Origin of the sequence: Neisseria sp. N95_16 (genome assembly GCF_002551535.2) — a bacterium.
Taxonomy (GTDB): domain Bacteria; phylum Pseudomonadota; class Gammaproteobacteria; order Burkholderiales; family Neisseriaceae; genus Neisseria; species Neisseria brasiliensis.
In genome coordinates this window covers 1-21,294 of the sequence record NZ_PDBT02000043.1, presented here as the reverse complement: position 1 = coordinate 21,294, position 21,294 = coordinate 1, and the positions used below count along the sequence as shown (strand labels likewise).

At 47.3% G+C, this 21,294-nt stretch carries 22 protein-coding genes, 1 tRNA gene and 2 pseudogenes; 13 read left to right on the top strand and 12 right to left on the bottom strand.

The features are described from left to right. A partial coding sequence (locus tag CRG49_RS13875) for a helix-turn-helix domain-containing protein (protein ID WP_157807900.1) occupies nt 1-143 on the bottom strand: 143 nt, incomplete at its 3' end. A gap of 121 nt (nt 144-264) precedes the next feature. Next, nucleotides 265-1,791 carry a threonine ammonia-lyase, biosynthetic gene (gene ilvA, locus CRG49_RS08020; protein WP_095503764.1) on the bottom strand — a complete coding sequence of 509 codons (1,527 nt, stop codon included), beginning with the start codon at nt 1,789-1,791 and terminating at the stop codon, nt 265-267. 318 nt (nt 1,792-2,109) lie between these two features. On the opposite strand from ilvA, the gene CRG49_RS08015 reads away from it, so the two are divergent. Further along, a complete protein-coding gene (locus tag CRG49_RS08015; RefSeq protein ID WP_095503765.1) occupies nt 2,110-3,531 on the top strand; it encodes a D-alanyl-D-alanine carboxypeptidase family protein in 1,422 nt (473 codons plus the stop codon). Nucleotides 3,532-3,739: 208 nt separating this feature from the next. Here CRG49_RS08015 and CRG49_RS08010 read toward each other — a convergent pair whose 3' ends face one another. Then, entirely contained in the window at nt 3,740-4,234 is a 495-nt protein-coding gene (locus tag CRG49_RS08010; protein WP_095503766.1) for a transposase, read from the bottom strand. 118 nt (nt 4,235-4,352) lie between these two features. Continuing rightward, nucleotides 4,353-6,386, bottom strand: a complete 2,034-nt coding sequence (uvrB, locus tag CRG49_RS08005; protein WP_095503767.1) for an excinuclease ABC subunit UvrB — start codon at nt 6,384-6,386, stop codon at nt 4,353-4,355. Between the two features lie 308 nt (nt 6,387-6,694). On the opposite strand from uvrB, the gene aqpZ reads away from it, so the two are divergent. From aqpZ to CRG49_RS13870, 3 genes are all read left to right on the top strand, one after another. Next, nucleotides 6,695-7,390 (top strand): aquaporin Z, encoded by a 696-nt coding sequence (aqpZ, locus tag CRG49_RS08000; RefSeq protein WP_095503768.1) that lies wholly within the window; start codon nt 6,695-6,697, stop codon nt 7,388-7,390. 117 nt (nt 7,391-7,507) lie between these two features. Then, the gene (locus tag CRG49_RS07995) at nt 7,508-7,846 is read left to right on the top strand and encodes a general secretion pathway protein GspG (protein WP_095503769.1); all 339 of its coding nucleotides are present in this window, start codon (nt 7,508-7,510) and stop codon (nt 7,844-7,846) included. Beyond that, on the top strand, nt 7,846-8,274 hold the full coding sequence (locus CRG49_RS13870) for an NF038104 family lipoprotein (RefSeq protein ID WP_195714691.1): 429 nt from the start codon (nt 7,846-7,848) through the stop codon (nt 8,272-8,274). Before CRG49_RS07995 ends, CRG49_RS13870 begins: the two co-directional genes overlap by 1 nt. A gap of 67 nt (nt 8,275-8,341) precedes the next feature. On the opposite strand, the gene CRG49_RS07985 is transcribed toward CRG49_RS13870, so the two are convergent. Beyond that, entirely contained in the window at nt 8,342-8,923 is a 582-nt protein-coding gene (locus CRG49_RS07985; protein ID WP_095503770.1) for a superoxide dismutase, read from the bottom strand. 169 nt (nt 8,924-9,092) lie between these two features. Here CRG49_RS07985 and dnaB point away from each other — a divergent pair, with 169 nt between their 5' ends. The 7 genes and pseudogenes from dnaB (at nt 9,093) to CRG49_RS13770 (ending at nt 13,949) form a co-directional block, all read left to right on the top strand. Then, complete coding sequence (dnaB, locus tag CRG49_RS07980; protein WP_095503771.1) at nt 9,093-10,499, top strand: replicative DNA helicase; 1,407 nt, start codon at nt 9,093-9,095, stop codon at nt 10,497-10,499. A gap of 159 nt (nt 10,500-10,658) precedes the next feature. Further along, nucleotides 10,659-11,324 (top strand): GspH/FimT family pseudopilin, encoded by a 666-nt coding sequence (locus CRG49_RS07975; protein WP_095503772.1) that lies wholly within the window; start codon nt 10,659-10,661, stop codon nt 11,322-11,324. 2 nt (nt 11,325-11,326) lie between these two features. Beyond that, a complete protein-coding gene (gene pilV / locus CRG49_RS07970; RefSeq protein ID WP_229436967.1) occupies nt 11,327-11,971 on the top strand; it encodes a type IV pilus modification protein PilV in 645 nt (214 codons plus the stop codon). Between the two features lie 2 nt (nt 11,972-11,973). Continuing rightward, nucleotides 11,974-12,936 carry a PilW family protein gene (locus tag CRG49_RS07965; protein WP_095503773.1) on the top strand — a complete coding sequence of 321 codons (963 nt, stop codon included), beginning with the start codon at nt 11,974-11,976 and terminating at the stop codon, nt 12,934-12,936. Continuing rightward, nucleotides 12,915-13,487 carry a PilX N-terminal domain-containing pilus assembly protein gene (locus CRG49_RS07960; protein ID WP_095503774.1) on the top strand — a complete coding sequence of 191 codons (573 nt, stop codon included), beginning with the start codon at nt 12,915-12,917 and terminating at the stop codon, nt 13,485-13,487. The genes CRG49_RS07965 and CRG49_RS07960 overlap by 22 nt, the downstream gene beginning before the upstream one ends. Continuing rightward, nucleotides 13,480-13,539, top strand: a pseudogene (locus CRG49_RS13865) (prepilin-type N-terminal cleavage/methylation domain-containing protein); the annotation flags it as partial. The gene CRG49_RS07960 and the pseudogene CRG49_RS13865, both read left to right, overlap by 8 nt. Before the next feature lie 134 nt (nt 13,540-13,673). Further along, on the top strand, nt 13,674-13,949 hold the full coding sequence (locus CRG49_RS13770) for a PilX family type IV pilin (RefSeq protein ID WP_304528865.1): 276 nt from the start codon (nt 13,674-13,676) through the stop codon (nt 13,947-13,949). Between the two features lie 218 nt (nt 13,950-14,167). On the opposite strand, the gene CRG49_RS07950 is transcribed toward CRG49_RS13770, so the two are convergent. The 6 genes from CRG49_RS07950 to CRG49_RS07925 all read right to left on the bottom strand — a co-directional run bounded on the left by CRG49_RS07950 (nt 14,168) and on the right by CRG49_RS07925 (nt 19,448). Further along, the gene (locus CRG49_RS07950) at nt 14,168-14,740 is read right to left on the bottom strand and encodes a 50S ribosomal protein L25/general stress protein Ctc (protein ID WP_095503776.1); all 573 of its coding nucleotides are present in this window, start codon (nt 14,738-14,740) and stop codon (nt 14,168-14,170) included. A gap of 67 nt (nt 14,741-14,807) precedes the next feature. Next, nucleotides 14,808-15,797, bottom strand: coding sequence for a ribose-phosphate pyrophosphokinase (locus tag CRG49_RS07945; RefSeq protein ID WP_095503778.1), 990 nt, complete (start codon nt 15,795-15,797; stop codon nt 14,808-14,810). 184 nt (nt 15,798-15,981) lie between these two features. After that, nucleotides 15,982-16,057 (bottom strand) — tRNA-Gln (locus tag CRG49_RS07940). A gap of 10 nt (nt 16,058-16,067) precedes the next feature. After that, nucleotides 16,068-16,913, bottom strand: a complete 846-nt coding sequence (gene ispE / locus CRG49_RS07935) for a 4-(cytidine 5'-diphospho)-2-C-methyl-D-erythritol kinase (RefSeq protein ID WP_095502751.1) — start codon at nt 16,911-16,913, stop codon at nt 16,068-16,070. Between the two features lie 9 nt (nt 16,914-16,922). Then, nucleotides 16,923-17,507 (bottom strand): lipoprotein insertase outer membrane protein LolB, encoded by a 585-nt coding sequence (gene lolB, locus CRG49_RS07930; RefSeq protein ID WP_095502754.1) that lies wholly within the window; start codon nt 17,505-17,507, stop codon nt 16,923-16,925. 63 nt (nt 17,508-17,570) lie between these two features. After that, complete coding sequence (locus CRG49_RS07925) at nt 17,571-19,448, bottom strand: tetratricopeptide repeat protein (protein WP_095502752.1); 1,878 nt, start codon at nt 19,446-19,448, stop codon at nt 17,571-17,573. 245 nt (nt 19,449-19,693) lie between these two features. Between CRG49_RS07925 and CRG49_RS07920 the strand changes: the two genes are divergently transcribed. Continuing rightward, the gene (locus tag CRG49_RS07920; RefSeq protein WP_195714690.1) at nt 19,694-20,293 is read left to right on the top strand and encodes a CoA pyrophosphatase; all 600 of its coding nucleotides are present in this window, start codon (nt 19,694-19,696) and stop codon (nt 20,291-20,293) included. 34 nt (nt 20,294-20,327) lie between these two features. On the opposite strand, the gene CRG49_RS07915 is transcribed toward CRG49_RS07920, so the two are convergent. Further along, a complete protein-coding gene (locus tag CRG49_RS07915) occupies nt 20,328-21,146 on the bottom strand; it encodes a GIY-YIG nuclease family protein (RefSeq protein WP_095502753.1) in 819 nt (272 codons plus the stop codon). A 74-nt stretch (nt 21,147-21,220) separates the two neighbouring features. Between CRG49_RS07915 and CRG49_RS07910 the strand changes: the two are divergent. After that, nucleotides 21,221-21,294: pseudogene (locus CRG49_RS07910) on the top strand (IS1595 family transposase); the annotation flags it as partial.

The window sequence follows — 21,294 nt, the reverse complement described above, 5'->3', positions numbered from 1 at the left end:
CCGTTGACGGAATGCCGTCTGATTTCCCGACTGACGGTGGCGGGATGACAACCGATGTTCTGTGCGATTTGGTTTAGGGGTAGGTTGCGGTAATGTCTGGAAATGTAGTATCTTTGGTGTGAGGTCAGTTGTGTGTAGGCCATATTGCAATCTTTCTTGTCAGGAAAGGCAGTATACTACCGCATACTGGCCTTTTCTGTTATTGGAAATTGCACTTGTTAGGCGAATGTAAGGCCGTCTGAACATTCAGACGGCCTTTGTTTTTTACGCCAAGAATAATTGATAGGCTTGGTTATCCGTTTCGTCTTGATAAACATAACCCAAGCTGTCTAAAAATTCGTTAAACGCGGCTTCATCAGCAGGCGGCACGTCAATGCCGACCAAAATGCGGCCGTAATCCGCGCCGTGGTTGCGGTAATGGAACAAGGTAATGTTCCAGCCGCCTTGCATGTGGTTCAAAAAGCGCGCCAATGCACCCGGGCGCTCAGGGAACTCAAAGCTAACCAAGCGTTCGTTTTTCACCTTATCGGTGCGGCCGCCGACCATGTAGCGGATGTGGATTTTAGAAATTTCATCGTTGGTCAAATCCACATTCGGCAAACCGGCATCGTTAAGCTGCGCGTGAATGGTCGCCAAATCGCGTGAACCGGCGGTTTGCAGGCCGACAAACACATGGGCTTTGTCGTCATTGCCGTAGCGGTAGTTAAATTCGGTGATATTGCGGTTGCCCAGCAAATCGATAAACTTGCGGAAGCTGCCCGGTTCTTCCGGAATCGTCACCCCGAAAATACCTTCGTTGCCCTCACCCAGTTCGCTGCGCTCAGAAACGTGGCGCAGACGGTGGAAATTCATGTTGGCGCCGCTGGTCACGGCGATCAAGGTTTGGTTTTGCACGCCATTGCGGGCGATGTAGGCTTTCAAACCGGCCAAAGCAAGCGCACCGGCAGGCTCCATAATGCTGCGTGTGTCGTCAAAAATATCTTTAATCGCGCCACAAATGGCATCGGTATCGACAGTAATCACGCCATCGAGCAATTCTTTGCACAAGCGGAAAGTTTCTTCGCCCACCACTTTTACCGCCGTGCCGTCTGAAAAAAGGCCGACATCTTTCAGCGGCACGATTTTACCTTCTTCAATCGATTGCTTCATGCAGCAGGAATCATCGGTTTGCACGCCGATCACTTTAATATCGGGGCGAACTTGTTTGATAAACGCCGCCACACCGGCCGCCAAACCGCCACCGCCAATCGGCACAAACACGGCATCGATTTTATCCGCACGCTGGCGCACGATTTCCATGCCCACCGTGCCTTGTCCGGCAATCACATCGGGATCGTCAAACGGCGCGATGTAGGTCAAGCCGTCTTTTTTTACCAATTCCATGGCGTAATCATAAGCATCGTTATACGACACGCCTTTCAACACTACTTCGCCGCCACGGTTTTTAACCGCATCGATTTTGATTTGCGGCGTAGTTTCCGGCATCACAATAATCGCACGACAGCCCAAACGGTGTGCCGACAATGCCACACCTTGCGCATGGTTGCCCGCCGAAGCCGCAATCACGCCGCAGGCCAAGGCTTCTTTGGATAATTTGGCCATTTTGTTGTAAGCGCCGCGAATCTTGAATGAAAACACCGGCTGCAAGTCTTCACGCTTGAGCAGGATATTGTTGTTCAGACGGCCTGACAAACCACGGGCAGGCTCCAACGGGGTTTCCACCGCAACATCGTACACAGAAGCGGTCAAAATACGAATCAGATAATCGGAATAAGAAGGGCGAGTGTTCATGGGGTATCTATTAGAATCAATCGTTTACAAAATAATTAAGCCATCGCCGTCAAAATCTTCGTCAAACTTTGTCAACAAAACAGCGAAAAGGTAAAACCATACCCCTCAGGCCGTCTGAACGCAAGAAAAATCTTAGCAAATCAAGCCCGAATCGGTATAATGTGCGGCTGTCCTTTAGCGGCCGTCTGAATATTCAGCTTTCTATCCTGCTGATTTTTTTAGCCAGTTGTTGCCATTCAATCTTGCACAACTCACGATTCAGCTTTTCAGACGGCCTTTTTTACGCATTACGCCAACGAATATTGATATACCCAAGTTATGAAAAAAACGCTATTCAGCCTGACCCTAGCCGCCTTATTAAGCAGCCATGCCTTGGCCGCGCCGCAACCTGCCGCTAATCCCGCATCCGCACCGGCCGACCAAGCCGCTTCTGCCGCGCAACCGGAAATCTTGATGCCGAGCATCAACAGCCCGACCACGTCGCCGGAAATCGCCGCCACCGCCTTTATCGTCAAAGATTTATACAGCAACCAAGTTTTGGCTTCCAACAATCTCGATACCCAAATCGAGCCGGCATCATTAACCAAAATGATGACCGCCTACCTCACCTTCAAAGCCTTGGAAAATGGCACTTTAAAAGCCGACCAAATGCTGACCGTGTCCGACCAAGGCTGGAAAATCGAAGGCTCGCGTATGTTCCTCAACCCGAATGTGCCGGCCAGCGTCAGCGACTTGATTAAAGGCATGGTGATTCAATCCGGCAACGATGCCGCCATCACCTTGGCCGAAGCCATGGGCAACGGCTCGGTGGAAGAATTCGTCAAACAAATGAACGAAGAAGCCAAACTCTTGGGCATGAACAACACCCATTTCAACAACCCGACCGGTCTGCCTTCAGACGGCCACGTTTCCACCGTCAACGATTTGGCTTTATTGTCGGCCGCATTGATTAAAGATTTCCCGAAATACTATCCCGTATTCTCGATTAAATCGTTTAAATACAACAATATTGAGCAACCCAACCGCAACCTGCTGCTCTACCGCGACCCGAATGTCGATGGCTTGAAAACCGGCCATACCGAAAGTGCTGGCTACAATTTGGCCGCTTCCAGCAAACGCAACGGCCGCCGCATTGTATCCGTTGTGGTCGGTACCGAATCCATCGAAGCACGCGCAGCCGAGAGCGGCAAATTGTTAAACTGGGCATTGCAAGCCTTTGATACCCCTAAACTTTACAACGCCAACGAAGCCATTTCGCAAGTCAAAGTGTATAAAGGCGCAGTCAACGCCGTGAACATCGGTTTTGTCGATGAAACCTACATCACCATTCCGCACAACACCGGCAGAAGCCTGAAACCAATCTTAGAAACCGTGCAGCCCGTCTTGGCGCCGATTGAAAAAGGCCAAATCTTAGGCAAACTTAAGCTGATGAAAGACAACGAAGTCGTGGCCGAAAAAGACGTGCTCGCGCTCAACAGCGTTGCCGAAGGCAGCTGGTTCAGCCGCACATGGGACAGCATCGTTTTATGGTTTAAAACCACATTCGGCGGCAGCGTAGCCGACAAACCGGCTGCGTATGACAAACCCAAAGCCACACCGGCTCCGGCCAGTGAACCTGCTTCAGCACCGGCCTCACAAGCAGCCAGCGCCGCCATGCCTCAAGCTGCTTCTGCTGCTTCTATGCCAAGCAATACACCGGCCAGCGCACCGGCTTCTGCCGCCGCATCCGCCGCGAAATAAGTTTTAGGTTTCACCATAAAACAAGGCCGTCTGAACAGATATGTTTCAGACGGCCTTTTGTTTTAGGTTGAGTGCTTAAACACAATCAATGGCAATAGTGAGATAAGCTTCCTTGTAGGTCGGATTCTTGAATCCGACACTTTTGTTCAGAAAACAAATATTTACGCACCACAAGCAAATGTCGGATACGAGTATCCGACCTACAAGTTTAATCATCATAATCAAGCGCAAGCTCAACATCTCCACCGCCCCAATTCAACGGATAAATGCCTTGCTTTACACAACGATGAAAAGTAGAAAATTCCCAATCAGCGACTTGAGCGGCATAGCCGTGCTTCACAGGATTAAAATGAACATAATCGAAATGTTGGGCAAAATCCAATTCATCTCTAATTAAATGCTCCCAAAAACGGTTTTGCCACAATTTCACATGACTCCCCACCAAATATTGGCTTTGTCGCTTAATCTGCCGCCAACGCTCCGAAAAATTAACATCGTTTTCAGGTAATCGCCAAATGGTGTGCATATGATCGGGTAATAACACCCATGACAAAATTTCAAAAGGATATTTTTCGCGTACCGTTAAGATAGATTGGCGTAATGCAACGCGTACCGTTTCATCGGTTAAAATAGGTTTGCGTTGATGCGTGGCCACCGTGAAGAAATATGTACCACCTGCGTGATAAACACGGCGGTATTGCATGATGATTCCCCATTTAACTTATCGTAGGTCGGATTCCTGAATCCGACAATTTTGTGTCTTGAGCAAACGTTTCCGCAACGAAAGAAAATGTCGGATACAAGTATCCGACCTACTTAGATTACTCCGCTCCAAACAACAAGTTTTCTTTAATGGTACGGATTTTATCCCGCAAGACCGCTGCCTCTTCAAACTGCAAATCCCTAGCCGCTTGCTGCATCTGTTTCTCCAGCTTGGCAATTTCTTTAATCGCATCTTCTTCGGTGTGAATCTCGCCGACTTTCACCTTGCCTTTGTTTTTCAGACGGCCTTTGGCTTTGCTGTCATTTTCATCACTATATACACCATCGATAATATCTTTGACTTTTTTATTGATTTGTTGCGGCACGATGCCGTGTTCTTCGTTAAATTTAATCTGTTTTTCGCGGCGGCGTTCGGTTTCGTCGATGGCGGCGCGCATTGAATCGGTGATTTTGTCGGCATACAAAATCGCCAAGCCGTTGACGTTACGAGCGGCGCGGCCGATGGTTTGAATCAGGCTGCGATGTGAGCGCAGGAAGCCTTCTTTGTCGGCATCGAGAATGGCGACCAGCGACACTTCGGGAATGTCCAAACCTTCGCGCAACAGGTTGATGCCGACCAAAACGTCAAACAAGCCTAAGCGCAAATCGCGGATGATTTCCACGCGCTCGACGGTGTCGATGTCACTATGCAGGTAGCGCACTTTGATGCCCAGCTCGCTGTAATAATCGGTGAGCTGCTCGGCCATGCGTTTGGTGAGCGTGGTGACTAAAGTGCGCTCGCCTTTTTTGATGCGTTCGTTGATTTCGGATAACAAATCATCGACTTGCGTGCCGACTGGACGGATTTCGATAATCGGATCGACCAAGCCGGTCGGGCGTACTACTTGCTCAACCACTTGTCCGGCGTGTTCTTCTTCGTATTTGGCCGGTGTGGCGGACACGAAGATGGTTTGCGGCATGATTTTTTCAAACTCATGGAATTTAAGCGGGCGGTTGTCGCGGGCGGAAGGCAGACGGAAGCCGTAATCGACCAGATTTTGTTTGCGCGATGCATCGCCTTTGTACATGCCGCCGATTTGGGTCACGGTCACGTGGCTTTCGTCGATGAACATGATGGCGTTGTCGGGCAGATAATCCATCAAGGTTGGCGGCGGTTCGCCTTCTTTTTTGCCGGAAAAGTGGCGGCTGTAGTTTTCAATGCCTTTGCAAAAGCCCATTTCATAGAGCATTTCCAAATCGAAACGGGTGCGCTGTTCGATGCGCTGCTGCTCGACGGGGCGTTGTTCATTGGCAAAAAATTCAATGCGGTCGCGCAATTCTTCTTTGATGCCTTCGCAAGCTCGCAACACGGTGTCGCGCGGGGTAACGTAATGGCTGCTCGGAAACACGGTGTAGCGCCCCACCCGTTGCAGATTGCCGCCGGTAAGCGGATCGAACAAATCCAGTCGGTCGATTTCGTCGTCAAACAAGCTGATGCGCAACGCGCTTTCTGAGCTTTCCGCCGGATACACGTCAATCACATCGCCGCGCACACGGAATGAGCCGCGTTTGAAATCCATTTCGCCGCGTTCATACTGCATCGATACCAGCGTAGAAATGATGTCGCGCTGCTCGAGTGTGTCGCCTTCTTTCACTGACAACACCATTTGCTTGTATTCAGTCGGGTCGCCGATACCATAAATCGCGGACACGGTGGCGACGATAATCACGTCGTTGCGCGTCATCAGGTTTTTGGTGGCACTCAACCGCATTTGCTCGATGTGTTCGTTAATCGCCGAATCTTTTTCAATGAATAAGTCACGGCTCGGCACATAGGCTTCGGGCTGGTAATAATCATAGTAAGACACGAAATATTCCACCGCATTTTCGGGAAAAAATTCGCGCATTTCGGCGTAAAGCTGGGCGGCCAGCGTTTTGTTGTGCGCCATAATGATGGCCGGACGGCCACTTTGGGCAATCACATTGGCCATGGTGTAGGTTTTGCCCGAACCGGTCACACCAAGCAGGGTTTGATAAGCAAGGCCGTCTGAAAGCCCTTCCAGCAAGCCGGCAATCGCCGTGGGCTGGTCGCCTGCGGGCGGAAACGGCTGATGGAGTTTGAAAGGTGAATTGTCGTATTGGATGACTTGCATTTCAGACGGCCTTGGCATAATTTTGAGAACGCATCATTATAGCAAAAAGGCCGCCTGAATAATGCTTGCAATCAGGGATAAAACGCAACGGATATTAATGAATTAACCATAAAATTCTCTATATATATTACAAATAGATAAACGGCAAATTTTAGGATTTAGTGGTTTTTAATGTCTCTTTTCATAATTTCAATGGTCTAGTTTTGTCAAAGCCTGAAAAATAACGTAAACCTGTTTCCCAAGTTTACGCTAATTTACTTATCATGCGCTTCGATGATAATCACCTCATTCCTCAGAAAGGAAATGAAATGAAAAAATATTTTGCTGAGTTCTTCGGCACATTCTGGCTGGTTTTCGGCGGCTGTGGTAGCGCGGTTTTGGCAGCAGCTTATCCGGAACTGGGTATCGGTTTTGCCGGTGTATCTCTGGCATTTGGTCTGACTGTTTTGACCATGGCTTATGCAGTTGGCCACATTTCAGGCGGCCACTTCAACCCTGCGGTATCTGTGGGCTTGTTTGTGGGCGGCCGTTTCAACGCTAAAGATTTGTTGCCTTACATCGTTTGCCAAGTGATTGGTGCGATTGCAGCAGCCGGCGTATTGTATTGCATCGCTTCAGGTAAAGCAGGCTTTGACGCTGCGGCTTCAGGCTTCGCCAGCAACGGCTTCGGCGAACACTCGCCAAACGGCTACGATATGATGGCTGCTTTGCTGATTGAAGTGGTATTGACCGCATTCTTCTTAATCATCATCATGGGTTCGACCGACCGCCGCGCACCAGCCGGTTTCGCGCCAATCGCCATCGGTTTAGCTTTGACCCTGATTCACTTGATCAGCATTCCGGTAACCAATACTTCGGTTAACCCTGCTCGTTCTACCGGCGTGGCTTTGTTCCAAGGCGGTTGGGCTGTTGAACAATTGTGGCTGTTCTGGGTGGCTCCGATTATCGGTGGCGCCATCGGTGCGGCAATTTACCGTTTTGTATTATCAAACGACGAAGAATAATTTTAACGGGACGATGTCCGTGGTTATCACCCATACAGCCGCATGAAAGTGCGGCTGTATTTTTCAGACGGCCTATTACAATAGCGACTGATATTCTCTGATAAACAGAAAGCAGATATGCAAACCTTACCTTTCCAAGCAGAAATCGCCGAACGCATGCTCATCGGCACTGAAAACGAAACCATCCATCCAGATGCGCAATTTATTGAAACAGCCAACGGCTATTGGATTGCGTGGCACGAAGGCATCGCTGCCCTCTTGGCACCGGATACCCCGCCTGATATTCCGTGTTTCTGGGTGGAAGGTGCCGACAGCTTGGCCGAGCTGGTGGCTTTGGTCGAAGACGGCCAATTTGACGAAGTAGAAGAATTTGACGGCGACGACGATGCTTGGCACGAAGCAGTAGCCGGTTGCGGCAGCCATGATCACGACGACCATTGCGGGTGCCAAAAGTGATGAAACTCAATACCTTGATTTTGCCGCTCATCGTATCGTTTACCTTGAGCGGTTGCGTGGTAGGCGCGGCTGCCGATTTAGCCGCCACAACTGTTCTGACTGCCGGCAAATTAGCGGTCAAAGGCACAGGCGCATTGATTGACGCGGCCATCCCTGATGGCGATGATGATGACGATAAAAAAGAAAAGAAAAAATCGCGCAAAGAAAAGCGGCAAGAGAAAGCTGCCGAGCAACCGACTTATCGCCAGCCGCAAAGCAGCCCTTATTCTTATCAGTCAAATACACCGACTGTTTACCAAACAAGCCATCCGACTCAAACCACGTCGCAGCCGCGCTACATCACCATTGATGAATACGGCAATGCACATGAAACACCTGCACCTTATACTATTCAGCAGCCAAGCTATACGATTGAGCAGGAATATTGATTTGCGGTAATAAGATAGGCCGTCTGAAAGTTTCAGACGGCCTTAATTTATCATCTATCAATCAGCATTAAGCAGCAAAGCGTTTCGCCACTTCATCCCAATTCACGATTTCCCAGAAACCTTTCAGGTAGTTAGGACGGCTGTTGCGGTAGTCGATGTAGTAAGCATGTTCCCACACGTCGCAAGTCAGCAATGGGGTGTTTTCAGTGGTCAACGGAGTCGCTGCATTAGAAGTCGATACCAAATCCAATTCACCGGCTGGGGTTTTCACCAACCAAGCCCAGCCTGAACCAAACGTACCGGCCGCACAAGCGTTGAATGCTTCTTGGAATGCTTCAAAGCTGCCCCATTTGGCATCAATAGCCGCAGCCAATTCGCCGGCAGGTTTTTGTTGGCCTTTAGGCGTGAAGCCCAACCAGTAGAAAGTGTGGTTCCAAGTTTGGGCTGCGTTGTTAAACACGCCGCCTGAAGATTTTTTCACGATTTCTTCCAAAGACATTTCTTCAAATTCAGTGCCTTTGATTTGGTTGTTCAGATTGGTGATGTAGGTTTGATGGTGTTTGCCGTAGTGGTATTCCAGCGTTTCTTTAGACAGATGTGGCTCCAGAGCGTCCAAAGCGTATGGCAATTCAGGCAGTTTGTGTTCCATGTTGATACTCCTATTTATTGATATATGAATTATCTTTTGGTCGTGTGCATTACCCTTGAAAAGGTAACGTCCCTTATTCTACCCGTATCGGCTTTAAAAAACCAATTAAACTTATACTACGATATAATAGCAGTCTCTTATTCAAAGCATTTTTTGGGGATGAAACGCCATGAACGATTATCTTGACATGCCGTCTGAAGACCGTGAAGTCACGGCTTTGGCCTTGCCGCCGCATTCGATGGAAGCCGAGCAATCGGTTTTGGGCGGTCTGCTTTTGGAAAATGCAGCATGGGACAGAATCGCAGATGTCGTTACCGGTGAAGACTTCTACCGCCACGAGCACCGCCTGATTTTCCGTGCCATCGCCATGCTGATCAACGAAAGCCGTCCAGCCGACGTCATTACCGTGCAGGAAGCCTTAGAGCGCAATGACGAGCTCGAATCAGCAGGCGGTTTCAATTACCTGATTACCCTCGCGCAAAACACCCCTTCTGCCGCCAATATCCGCCGCTACGCCGAAATCGTGCGCGAGCGCTCCATCATGCGCCAATTGGCTGAAGTCGGCACCGAAATCGCCCGCAGCGCCTACAATCCTCAGGGGCGTGATGCCGGGCAGTTGCTCGACGAAGCCGAAAACAAAGTGTTCCAAATTGCTGAGAGTACCGCTAAATCCAAACAAGGCTTTTTAAGCATGCCCGATGTATTGGATGAAGTCGTCGCCAAAATCGACATGCTCTATTCGCGTGAAAACCCCGAAGAAGTCACCGGCGTATCCACCGGCTTTATCGATTTGGACAAAAAAACCTCCGGCCTGCAACCGGGCGATTTGATTATCGTCGCCGGCCGCCCGTCTATGGGTAAAACCGCATTTTCCATCAACATTGCCGAACACGTTGCCGTTGAAGCACAATTACCCGTTGCCGTCTTTTCGATGGAAATGGGCGCGGCGCAATTGGTGATGCGTGTGTTAAGCTCCGTCGGCCGCGTCGATCAGCAGGTTTTGAAAACGGGTAATCTGCAAGACCAGCATTGGCTCAATTTCAACGAAGCCGTGATTAAACTCACCAACGCGCCGATGTATATCGACGAAACACCGGGTTTGACCGCGCTCGAGTTGCGCGCCCGCGCCCGCCGCTTGGCACGCCAGTTTAACGGCAAACTGGGCTTGATTGTGATTGACTACCTGCAGTTGATGTCCGGCTCCGGCCGCTCCGACAACCGCGCGTCCGAACTGGGAGAAATTTCCCGCTCACTCAAAGCCTTGGCCAAAGAATTGCAAGTGCCGGTGATCGCCCTGTCACAGCTTAGCCGTACCGTTGAGCAGCGCACCGACAAACGCCCGATGATGTCCGACTTGCGCGAATCCGGCGCCATTGAACAGGATGCCGACTTGATTATGTTTATGTATCGCGACGAGTACTACAATCCTGAATCGCCGCTTAAAGGCTTGGCAGAATGCATCATCGGCAAACACCGTAACGGCCCAACAGGCAAAGTCCACCTCACTTGGATGGGGCAATTTACCAAGTTTGACAATGCCGCCTACGTTCCCGAGTCTGCATTGATGGAAGATTGAGACAGATTCCCCCGCCAAACTAAGCGTTTTTCATATTTTATTAGGCAATACTTGGCAATATCGTTTAGAATGAAATACGCGTAACACGCATATAAACAAATATAAAACCAAGCATTACCATACATTACCGATAAACTTCCGCCAAACTTACCGATACTCATGCACGCCAAACAAAAAGGTTTTACCCTTATCGAACTGTTGGTCGTGATTGCCATCATTGCAATCATGGCCGTCATCGCCCTTCCCAACATGAGCCAATGGATCGCATCGCGCCGCGTGGCCAGCAATGCGGAACAAATCGCCAATCTTCTGCGCTTCGCCCGCAGCGAAGCCGTTCGTCTAAATATTCCAGTTTATGTTTGTCCGGTTCAAATTAAAAAAGATGGCAAATCTAATGGTAGTTGTAATGCCAGTTTCGGTAACCAAGGTTTGATGGCTTTTGCCGATACCGATAAAAACAAACAATATCAACGCACTTCTACCGATATTCAATTACGCGCTATCATCTTAAACAGTAAAGATAATGATCGCATAACCCATAGCTATTATGCTTACCCCTTTAGCGGCAGCAAAACCACCGATAGCAACGTCCGCTGGACTTTCCTACCTAACGGTAATTTTGTACGTTGGAATAAATCTCCTACTGCGACAGACAATTTCCCGACACCTAGCGGTTACACTCAAATTATCTTAACTGATGCCCGTGCAAGCAGCGATAATGATAAAAAAGCCCGCTCTACCGTATTGTTTATCGACGGCAGCGGCCGTGTAGAAATCTGCGCCAAATCCGACTCGCGTGATATTTGCCAATATTCCGAAAAATAACAATGATGAAAACAACGACATTACTCTTTTCTGCTCAGCAGCAAGGCCGTCTGAAAGCCAATCAACAAGGTATGACTTTGATTGAAGTCTTGATTTCCATGTTTGTTTTGGCCATCGGCATTCTTGCCTTACTTTCTGTACAGTTGCGCGCCGTTTCCAGCGTTCGTGAAGGGGAAACGCAAACTATCGTTTCTCAAATCACGCAAAATATGATTGAAGGCATGTTAATTAATCCGGTTTTATCAGTTGAATCCAAGACAGATATTTCAGGCAATGAAGTAGAGCGAGTAGTTAAAAAATCTTATGACCATTATCTAACTACTGATAAGAAAAAGTCCTCTGGTATAGAAAGTAAAGATAATTTTGCAATATCTCAAATTGAAGAATTTCGTCAAGCATTATTATCTGCTTTTCCTGACAAACAAGTTTTCTTTGTGATTTGCCGTGATGACTCTGGTAAAGCGCCAACATACGCTTCCCCAACTCCTAAGTGGGAGTGTAGTGGCAGCGGAGATACCGTTATTAAAGTTTTATGGCTAGCCGATGCAGAAGAAGAAGAGGATAATGAAGAAAACAAAAAAAATAAAAGCTTAATTACATCAGGAAATTATATAGTTTACACCCATCAATCACGCGTTACGGAATAACAATGAAAAATAAACGCCCTACTTTTAATCACCCACCTAAAATGCAAGGCTTCAGCCTGATTGAATTTTTGGTGGCCAGCGCATTAAGCATGATTGTTTTAATGGCCGTTACTTCAACCTACTTTACCGCCCGCAACCTCAATAATGCAGCAACTTCTCGATTAAGCGTGCAACAAGATTTACGCCATGCTTCAACTTTATTAGTCCGCGATGCACGTATGGCAGGAAGTTTTGGCTGTTTTAATATGGTTAACTATCCTCCATCAGCTATTATAAAAGATGAAAGCAAAGCTCCATTTAATTTGGCAAGCAACGCAACAGATAAAGGAATGATTCCTATCGTCGAAGTTACTACAATTAATTCTCCAGGGTTTAGCCCAAACGCCGATAGCACCATACTCATTTTTCAGTATGGTATTGATGACACCGCTCCTAATAAAAACGTTGCTGTTTTCAGTAGTTGCAATAGACTTTATAAACCTATTAACAATAATTTGAATGATGCCAGCGATACATTTTCTAAAGAAATAGGTGAGGATAATAAAGGATCCATTTCTATCCTTAGGCATATGGTTGTAGCCTATGCAGTTGGAAAATTTGGTGAGCAAGAGGGCTTGTACCGTTTCCAATTAAATGACTCAGGAAACTGGGAAGCACCTCAACTTCTAATCAAAGATGTTACATCCATGGAAAGAGAATACACCTATGTAGATTCTTGCCCAGAAAATATTTTAGTTGATTCTACCTCTACACCGAAAGAAGAAAATTTCACTACAATTAACCCAAAGGATCCTCTACGCACAAACCCTGCAGAAAATGAGGCTACTACTCCGGCTTTAATTCGTATTACATTGAAAGGTAAAGGGGGGCAAAATATAGAAGCCTCTAATGAGAATAATGTTCAAATTTATAATATTGACGCCGCAATAAGAGGAGGCAATACATGCGCCGACCGACCAATCTGATAAATTCTTTTCATGAAAAATCTTCTCAGCAAGGTTATGCTTTATTCATTGTATTGATGATTATGATTGTAATTGCGCTTTTAGTAGTAACAGCAGTGCAATCTTATAACACTGAACAACGTATCAGCACTAATGAGGCAGACCGTAAATTAGCAATGAGCTTAGCTGAAGCTGCTTTACGTGAAGGTGAAAATAAAATTATAGATTTTGACAACAAGGTCACAACCTTTACAGCAGATTGCAAGCAGGGGCTTTGTTTAGCTCAAAATATAAAAACCCCTTCAACAGATAGCCTTATAAAACTTGAAGGATCTGCTACCGACAATGCATGGCAACGTAGCTGTGATAAAGAATTATGTATTGATAAGAATGGACAACAGACCAATATTAAACAAATAGATGGAGTTAAAATAAAACCCCCAAGATACATTATCGAATACATCAGTACCGATACTTCCCAAGGCAGCATGATTTATCGTGTTACTGCCAAAGCATGGGGTAAAAACAATAATACTGTCGTTATGCTTCAGTCTTACGTAGCGAATGAATAATATGAAAAATAATCAAGGCTTTACTTTAGTTGAATTGATGATCACGGTTGCCATTATTGGTATTTTAGCAACCATCGCCCTGCCTTCTTATAATCGTTATATTGAACGTGGCTATTTGGCACAAGCGCATACTGAGTTAGTGAACGTTAACAACCAAATCAAAACTGAATTGGTTAAAATCCATCATTGGATATTGCTGATAAATTGGCAAAATTTGAAGACAATTATGTCAAAGGTATGGATAAAGCCGTTACCGACCGATATACATTCAAGGCACAATTGGCAAACAAAGATTCCGGTCGCCGCTACCGTATTTCAGCCGTGCCTAAATCTGAAACAGGCTACACCTTAGCGATGTGGATAGACAGCTTAGGCAACGCATACCGATGTTCCGATGCTGCTTCAGCAACAGCATTTTCTACCGATGGTAAGTGTGAACCCATTTCAAACAAAAAGAAATAAACCATTGGAGAGGCCGTCTGAAACAATTTCAGACGGCCTCAGACATTCGTACGGTTGGCTTTGCTTTGAAAAAGCTAACCGTACCTACGTTTTAAATTATAGGTACGTTTAAGACGGTACGCCGTAACAGTACGAACGCCTGCGCGGATATAACAGGCTGCTCCAATTCTGTAAACAATAAAAAAGCCCGCAAGTGCGGGCTTTTTTATTACATTTTCTTAGCGTTTTTTACCAGTTACAGTAGCAACAGCCAAGTTTTCATCACGTTTCAGAGAAACGCTTTCCACGCCTTCCGGGAATTTGATGTCTGACAAGTGCAAGATGTCGCCGGCAACAACAGCAGAACAATCCAAATCCAAGAACGCAGGAATGTTAGCAGGCAAAGCGTACACTTCTACTGAAGTGTTCAGCAAAGAAACGCGGCCACCTTGCAATTTAACAGCATGTGAGTTTTCAGCATTAACCACGTGCAATGGTACACGGATGCGGACTTTTTGATCGGCTTTAACAGCTTGGAAATCGATGTGTTGAACTTGTTGACGGAATGGGTGCATCTGGAAATCGCGCACGATAACGTCTTGAGTTTTACCTTCCAAAATCAATTTGAGCAACGCAGTGTGGAAAGATTCTTTTTCCAATGCGTAGTACATGGTTTTGTGGTCTACTGCGATTGCCACGGCATCTTGGCCTTCACCGTACAAGATGGCAGGGATTTGACCTTCGCGACGCAGGCGGCGGCTCGCACCAGTGCCTTGATCTTCGCGAACAGTAGCTTGAATTTCGTATGACATAATAAAAATACTCCAATTAGATTAAAAATATCGTCATCGGCCGCGACCAGCTTAAGACGACTGAGTGTTATGGCAGCAAAATACCACCAAAGGTTGTGGTCACTTCTTCATTGAAAAGATAGGACACAGATTCTTCATTGCTGATACGGCGAACCGTTTCAGCCAACAAACCAGCAATAGTTACTTGACGGATGCGGTCGCAATTTTTTGCCGCTTCCGACAAAGGAATGGTATCAGTTACCACTACCTGATCAATGTCAGATGATGAAATGCGCTCTACGGCAGCACCGGAGAATACAGGATGCGTTGCATAAGCCAAAACACGTTCAGCACCACGCTCTTTCAGTGCAGAAGCAGCTTTGCATAAGGTATTGGCGGTATCAATCATATCGTCAATAATCAAACAAGTACGGCCTTGAACATCACCGATGATGTTCATTACTTCGGCAACGTTGGCTTTAGGACGACGTTTGTCGATAATCGCCAAGTCCACATTCAGCGCTTTAGCTACTGCACGCGCACGCACCACACCACCGATATCAGGGCTGACGACGGTCAGGTTTTCGATGCGTTGCTGGGCAATGTCATTGAGCAAAACCGGCGTGGCATAAATATTGTCCACTGGAATATCAAAGAAGCCTTGGATTTGGTCGGCATGCAAATCAACGGTCAACACGCGGTCGATACCGGCTGAATACAACATATTGGCAACCAATTTGGCCGAAATCGGCACACGAACCGAACGCGGGCGGCGGTCTTGGCGGGCATAGCCGAAATAAGGAATCGCGGCAGTAATACGGCCGGCAGAGGCGCGCTTCAAGGCATCTGCCATGGTCAGAATTTCCATCAGGTTGTCATTGGTTGGCGCACAAGTCGGCTGCAGAATGAATACATCGCGGCCGCGTACATTTTCCAATAATTCAATGGCGACTTCACCATCGGAGAATTTGCTTACATTAGCTTCGCCCAATGAAATATCCAAGTGTTTCACAACACGTTGGGCTAAATCGGGATTGGCATTACCGGTAAATACCATCAAACTATCATATGCGGCCATATCATTTTCACCTGATTTTTGATTCAAACATTGCTCAGAAAACATCTTGCTTTCCTCTGCTTGTGTACATTGACGTTAAGCCCGACATTATACGCAAAATAAGACACAAACCCAAGGATTCAGCAGATAAATTCGTCAATTTACAACATAAAAAAGCGTGTAAGAAAACTTACACGCTTTTATTTGGCTGGGGAGGAAGGATTCGAACCTTCGCATGCTGGAATCAAAATCCAGTGTCTTAACCGCTTGACGACTCCCCAACTGGTTCACTTATACATGAAACAAAGGATGAACAGCTAAACCTTCAACACAATATGCTTCATATATTTTAGAAACTTGTTGGTATATATTTTCTGCTTCTTCTTGAAGCTGACATGGAATAAAAATACACGCACCGGAACCGGTCATTAATGCGTCACCATGCTTCGACATCTCAAGATAAGCTTCCCAAACTTCAGGATACTCCTGAAACACCACCGCCTGCATATCATTGCGAAATGGCTGTAATGCTTGGAAAGCAGGCATTATGCTTGGTTTGGAATCGCGTGTCAAGTGTGGATGGGAAAAAATTTTTCCGGTTGCCACATGCACATCAGGCTTCACAATAACATACCATTGTTTTGGCACATCTATTTCGATTAATTTCTCTCCGACACCACGCGCAAATGCGCTGCGCCCAAAGATAAAAAACGGCACATCTGCCCCCAGCGTAACGCCCAAATCAATCAATTCTTGCTCGCTCAAGCCGCATTGCCATAATCGGTTTAACGCCATCAAAACCATTGCCGCATCGGAGCTGCCTCCACCTAATCCGCCACCCATTGGAATCTTTTTGTCCAACCAAATATCCACCCCACCGGCAGATTGGGTATGCGTTTTTAATGCAGCAGCTGCACGATAGGCTAAATCCTGCTCCTGCGTCACTCCTTCGACAGGCGTGTGCAGCACAATCTGGCCATCGTCGCGCAAAGCCAGATAAACAGTGTCATACAAGTCAATCAGGCAAAAAATGCTTTCCAATTCGTGATAACCGTCTGCTCTGCGGCCGGTAATGCGCAAATCCAAGTTTAACTTAGCCGGCGCTAAAAAAGCTTGCGCATGCTGCGGAATGTTCATACGGCCTCCTTAGCCACGGGCGGCGCATTGTTGTTGCGCAGTCGGTTCCGGCTGGGTATCCATTTCATCAAACACCAGCCGCACGCTCAATTTCGCGCTTTCCAATAACAATACACGTGCTTGGCCTGCCTGATTGAGCGTTCGGCTGATGGTCCAGTCGAATTGCTGTAAACGGCCGTCTGAAAGCAATTGATACGGCGCATCGGCCACGCGTTTACCATTTGCCCAAATATGCAGATATTGCACCGGCAATTCAAAGCCCAATAACTGCTGGCTTAATTGTTCTGCGGTTTGGGCGTGATAAACCTGCCCTTTATTGTCCACCGCCAATACGCCCTGCTTATCTTGGCACAATTGGCCGACCGTATTGCCCAATGGGGTATTCACGTTGATGGTTTGCACTTGGTTTTGATACGCCCAATCAAAATTGGCATACGAACCTTTACCGTCCATTTTTACTGCCAAGCGGCCTTCTGCGGTAAAGTTGCTTGTGTTATCCGCTTGCGGCCAACTGTTTTGCTGCGGCATATTGGGTTGGGCACACGCTGCCAATACCAAGGCTGCCAAAGTAGACACATATAATTTAAACGTCATCATCACTCCGAATTACTTCAGTCAGGCCGTCTAAAAACGACGATATTTTCAGACGGCCTCGTATTATTTTGCTTTAGGTTTTGCTTTGCGCGCAGGCTGCGCATTTGGCACTGCTACGCCAAAGCGTTTCATGGTCGCTTTTAACAAGGCTTTGTCACCCTCTTTTTGCAAACCATCTCGCCAAATTTGTTTGGCTTGCTCTTGTTGACCCAGTTGCCACAACACTTCACCCAAGTGTGCCGCCACTTCCGCATCGGGATACTCACGATAAGCATATTCCAAATACGGCAAGGCTGCTTGCGCATCGCCTTTCAGGTAATAAGCCCAACCCAAGCTGTCGTTAATTGCAGCAGACTCCGGCTCCAAATGGTAGGCCGTCTGAATCAACTGAAACGCTTCATCGAAATATGGCTTGCTATTAGGCATAATCAATAAAGTATAGCCCAAAGCATTCATGCCGCTGGCACTATTGGGATTCAAATCGTTATAGCGGCGCAAATCGGCAATGGCTTTTTCATGCTGGCCTAATTTTTCGTAAACCATCGCACGTTGATACAGAATATCCGGCAAACGATCAGCAACTTCAGGCTGTTTGGCGGCTTTAGCCATCATCTGATTCAATTCTGCCAATGCGGTTTGCGGTTTATCGCTTTGCGCCAAAGCAAACAGGTAAACACGCTGCAATTCTGCCGCACCAAAGAACCTGCCTTGTTGCTCAGGCAGCTTTTCTGCACGGCGGGCTTCGGTTAAGGCTGCGGCCATATTGCCTTCTTCTGCCGCAATCGAAGCTTTCAACACCGCTTTATCAAACGCATATTCCGGCGCGCTGATTTTATTCACCCATCTTTTGGCATCGGCATAATTTTTCATATCCGCATAACGCATGGCACCGATAATCGCTGCGTGGCCTTGCTGCTCGCGTGTGCCGGTATTGTAGGCTTTTTCCAAATAATTTTCGGTGACCGAAATATCTTCTTTACGGCTCGCCGACAATAAGGCCGCCTGAACATACAAATCGGCATTCGGATTGGCTGCCAATAATTGTTGCAGACGCACATAGGCTTTGTCCAACTGTCTCGAGGCAATCAGGCTGCTGATTTCCAACTCCTGCCACACCGGTGACAAATAAGCGGTATTGGTTTCTTCAAAAAAGCGGTTGAGCATTTGCGGCTGGCGTTGCGCCACCAAACGCATGGTTAATAAGGTCGGTGGCAAAATTTCCGCATCCAACATAGCCAAGCGCTGCATGGCTTCTATCGCATGGCGTTCGTCACCTTCTTGCGCGCTGAAAATTACATCGGCAATCGCCGCTTCCGGCATATTGGGATATTTTTTCGCCGCTTTATGCACTTCTCTGCCTGCTTTTTCCGCCAAGCCTTGCTGCTGCACTGCTGCTTGCGCCAGCAGCAAGAAGATACGCTGCGTTTGCTCTTCAGTGGCATTGTGCAACACATCATCCAAGCCACTTAGTTTTTGGTCGGCATTGCCCATCAGCAAATCGCGTACCCAAGCCATGCGTTTTTGTGCCGCACTCGGTACCGGCTCAATTTCACGCCACTTCTGATAAATCATCTCGGCTTGTTCAAACGCATTGAGTGACACCGCCATTTCTAAGGCACGCTCGGCCACTTCCGGAGATTTTGTACGGTTGAGCGACACCATATAGGTCGCCAATGCCGTGCCGGCATCACCTTTTTGCAATGCCATTTCACCGCCCAATAAGGTAAATACGGTATTGGCACGATCAATCACGCCTACACGACGCTGGCGCTCTAATTCACGCTCCTCGGGCGTATAGCGGCTTTTTTTCTGAATCAGCTCTTTTACTTCTTTGGCCGCTTTGGGCTGGACTTTGATTTCGTTGGCCGCATAACTTTCAACAGCAAACAACATCATCACCGCTGCAGCCACAGCGCGGACACGGGAAGGGGCAAAAAACATAATCATTCCTTTACATCGCCGACTGTGTTCAGACGGCCTTGAGTTTAGGCATAACTTTATCACAAGCCGTCTGATTTGTAGATTTAAGCAACCGTAAACCTAATGTATAGTCTTTTAAAATAAAAATAATACCGTGTTGCCGACGCCCTTATTTACCAGCGTACATAGCAATCGCTGCCACCTTGTCTTATTTCTATTTTAAGCGACTATAATATAATCATGTAAACACGTTACGGATACCTCCAATGACCCGACCGCTTTCCGATTTCCTGCTGCGCGCGCACGAGTTTGACAGCTCCACCCAAAATTTGCGCAACCGTTTTCTCAATCCGGCCGAATGCAAAGTGGCGGCGGTTTTATTGGCCGTGGTCAAAAAAGATGAACAATGGCAGATATTGTTTACCCGCCGCTCCGGCTCACTGCGTCACCACACCGGCCAAATCGCTCTAGCCGGTGGTCGCTACGAGCCTCAAGACCTCAACTTAACCCAAACTGCCTTACGCGAAACACACGAAGAAGTCGGCATTCTGCCGCAAACTTGGCAAACCTTCCCCTCTCTGCCGCCGCACTACACGCCATCGGGTTATGAAGTACATCCCATTCCCGCGCTTTCTAATGAGAATCCTCACATTGAAACCAATCCGGACGAAGTAGCAGAAGTGTTTTATGTGCCGTTTGATTTTGTGATGAATTTGCAGCATTACGAAATGCGGCCGCTGCAACACCAAGGCAAAACCATCGCCATGCCGACGTTGCCTTTCCAACATTACGATATTTGGGGCTTAACCGCGGTGATTCTTTATGGCTTGGCCGAGCGCTATCAACAATATTGTAAGGCCATCTGAACGCATATTTTCAGACGGCCTCAGACCTGCATCATCAAAATAACGAATCAAACAAAGAATCCGAACGCTTAGCCGGTTTGGTATTTTGTCCGGCCAAATTATTAGCATAGACCCAACCTTCGACAATATTATTCTGCGCCCATGATCGGCAGCCTTGTCCACGCTCATAATGCTCTGGATAACACACATCGCCTTGAAATTCAGCATATACCCAGTTTTTCGCCGTGCGCGTGTTTGGCTTGATTTGGATTTTTTGATTGGCCGGCAAAACAGAAATTACGCTGCATTCGGTTGATGAGCAAGCACGGATATTGATGTCTTCTTTGCCGATTTTGCCGGGCACATAACCTATGACTTGTTTCGCTTCACTTAATTCGACCGTTTCGTCTGCGCCACGAAAGCCCAACCAAGCAAGCCAAACAATAGCCAAAACCAAGCCGCCACCAATCAAATAATGACGAATCCGCCAATGATGTGAAGCCGTCTGAACATTTATTTTTTCAGACGGCTTATTTACCGGTTTATTTTGCCACACTTCACCCGTGCGCAAATCTTGCGCTGAAATCAGGTTTTTACCGGCGCATTGTCGGATAACTTGCGCTGCTTCTTCAACCGAGCAGGCAAAAAACTCACGGCCGCCATTGACCCGCTTGTCACTTAGTCGCGCATGTACCTCGCGCTCAACTTGCGGATACTGATGGCAGCGCACCTGATACGCCACCTCAAACGGATAAGCCACGCCCGTACTATACAGCGCCCGCGCCCGCTCTTGTGGCAGGTTTTTGGTAAAGCCGATTTTAATCAAACCGGGCATGCCCTGATTGGTCAATACATACACCCAACCTTGCTTCAAAATTGTGTCCTTCTTATTTCAATGATTTGGGGCTTAGGAAGCAAAATCATCAAAAAACCTGATAAGCTCCTAATATGAAACTAAAAAATAAGTATCAAAAGTTCAGCAAAATTTCAGAGCAAAAGTTTAGAGAAATAATCCGCTGTTT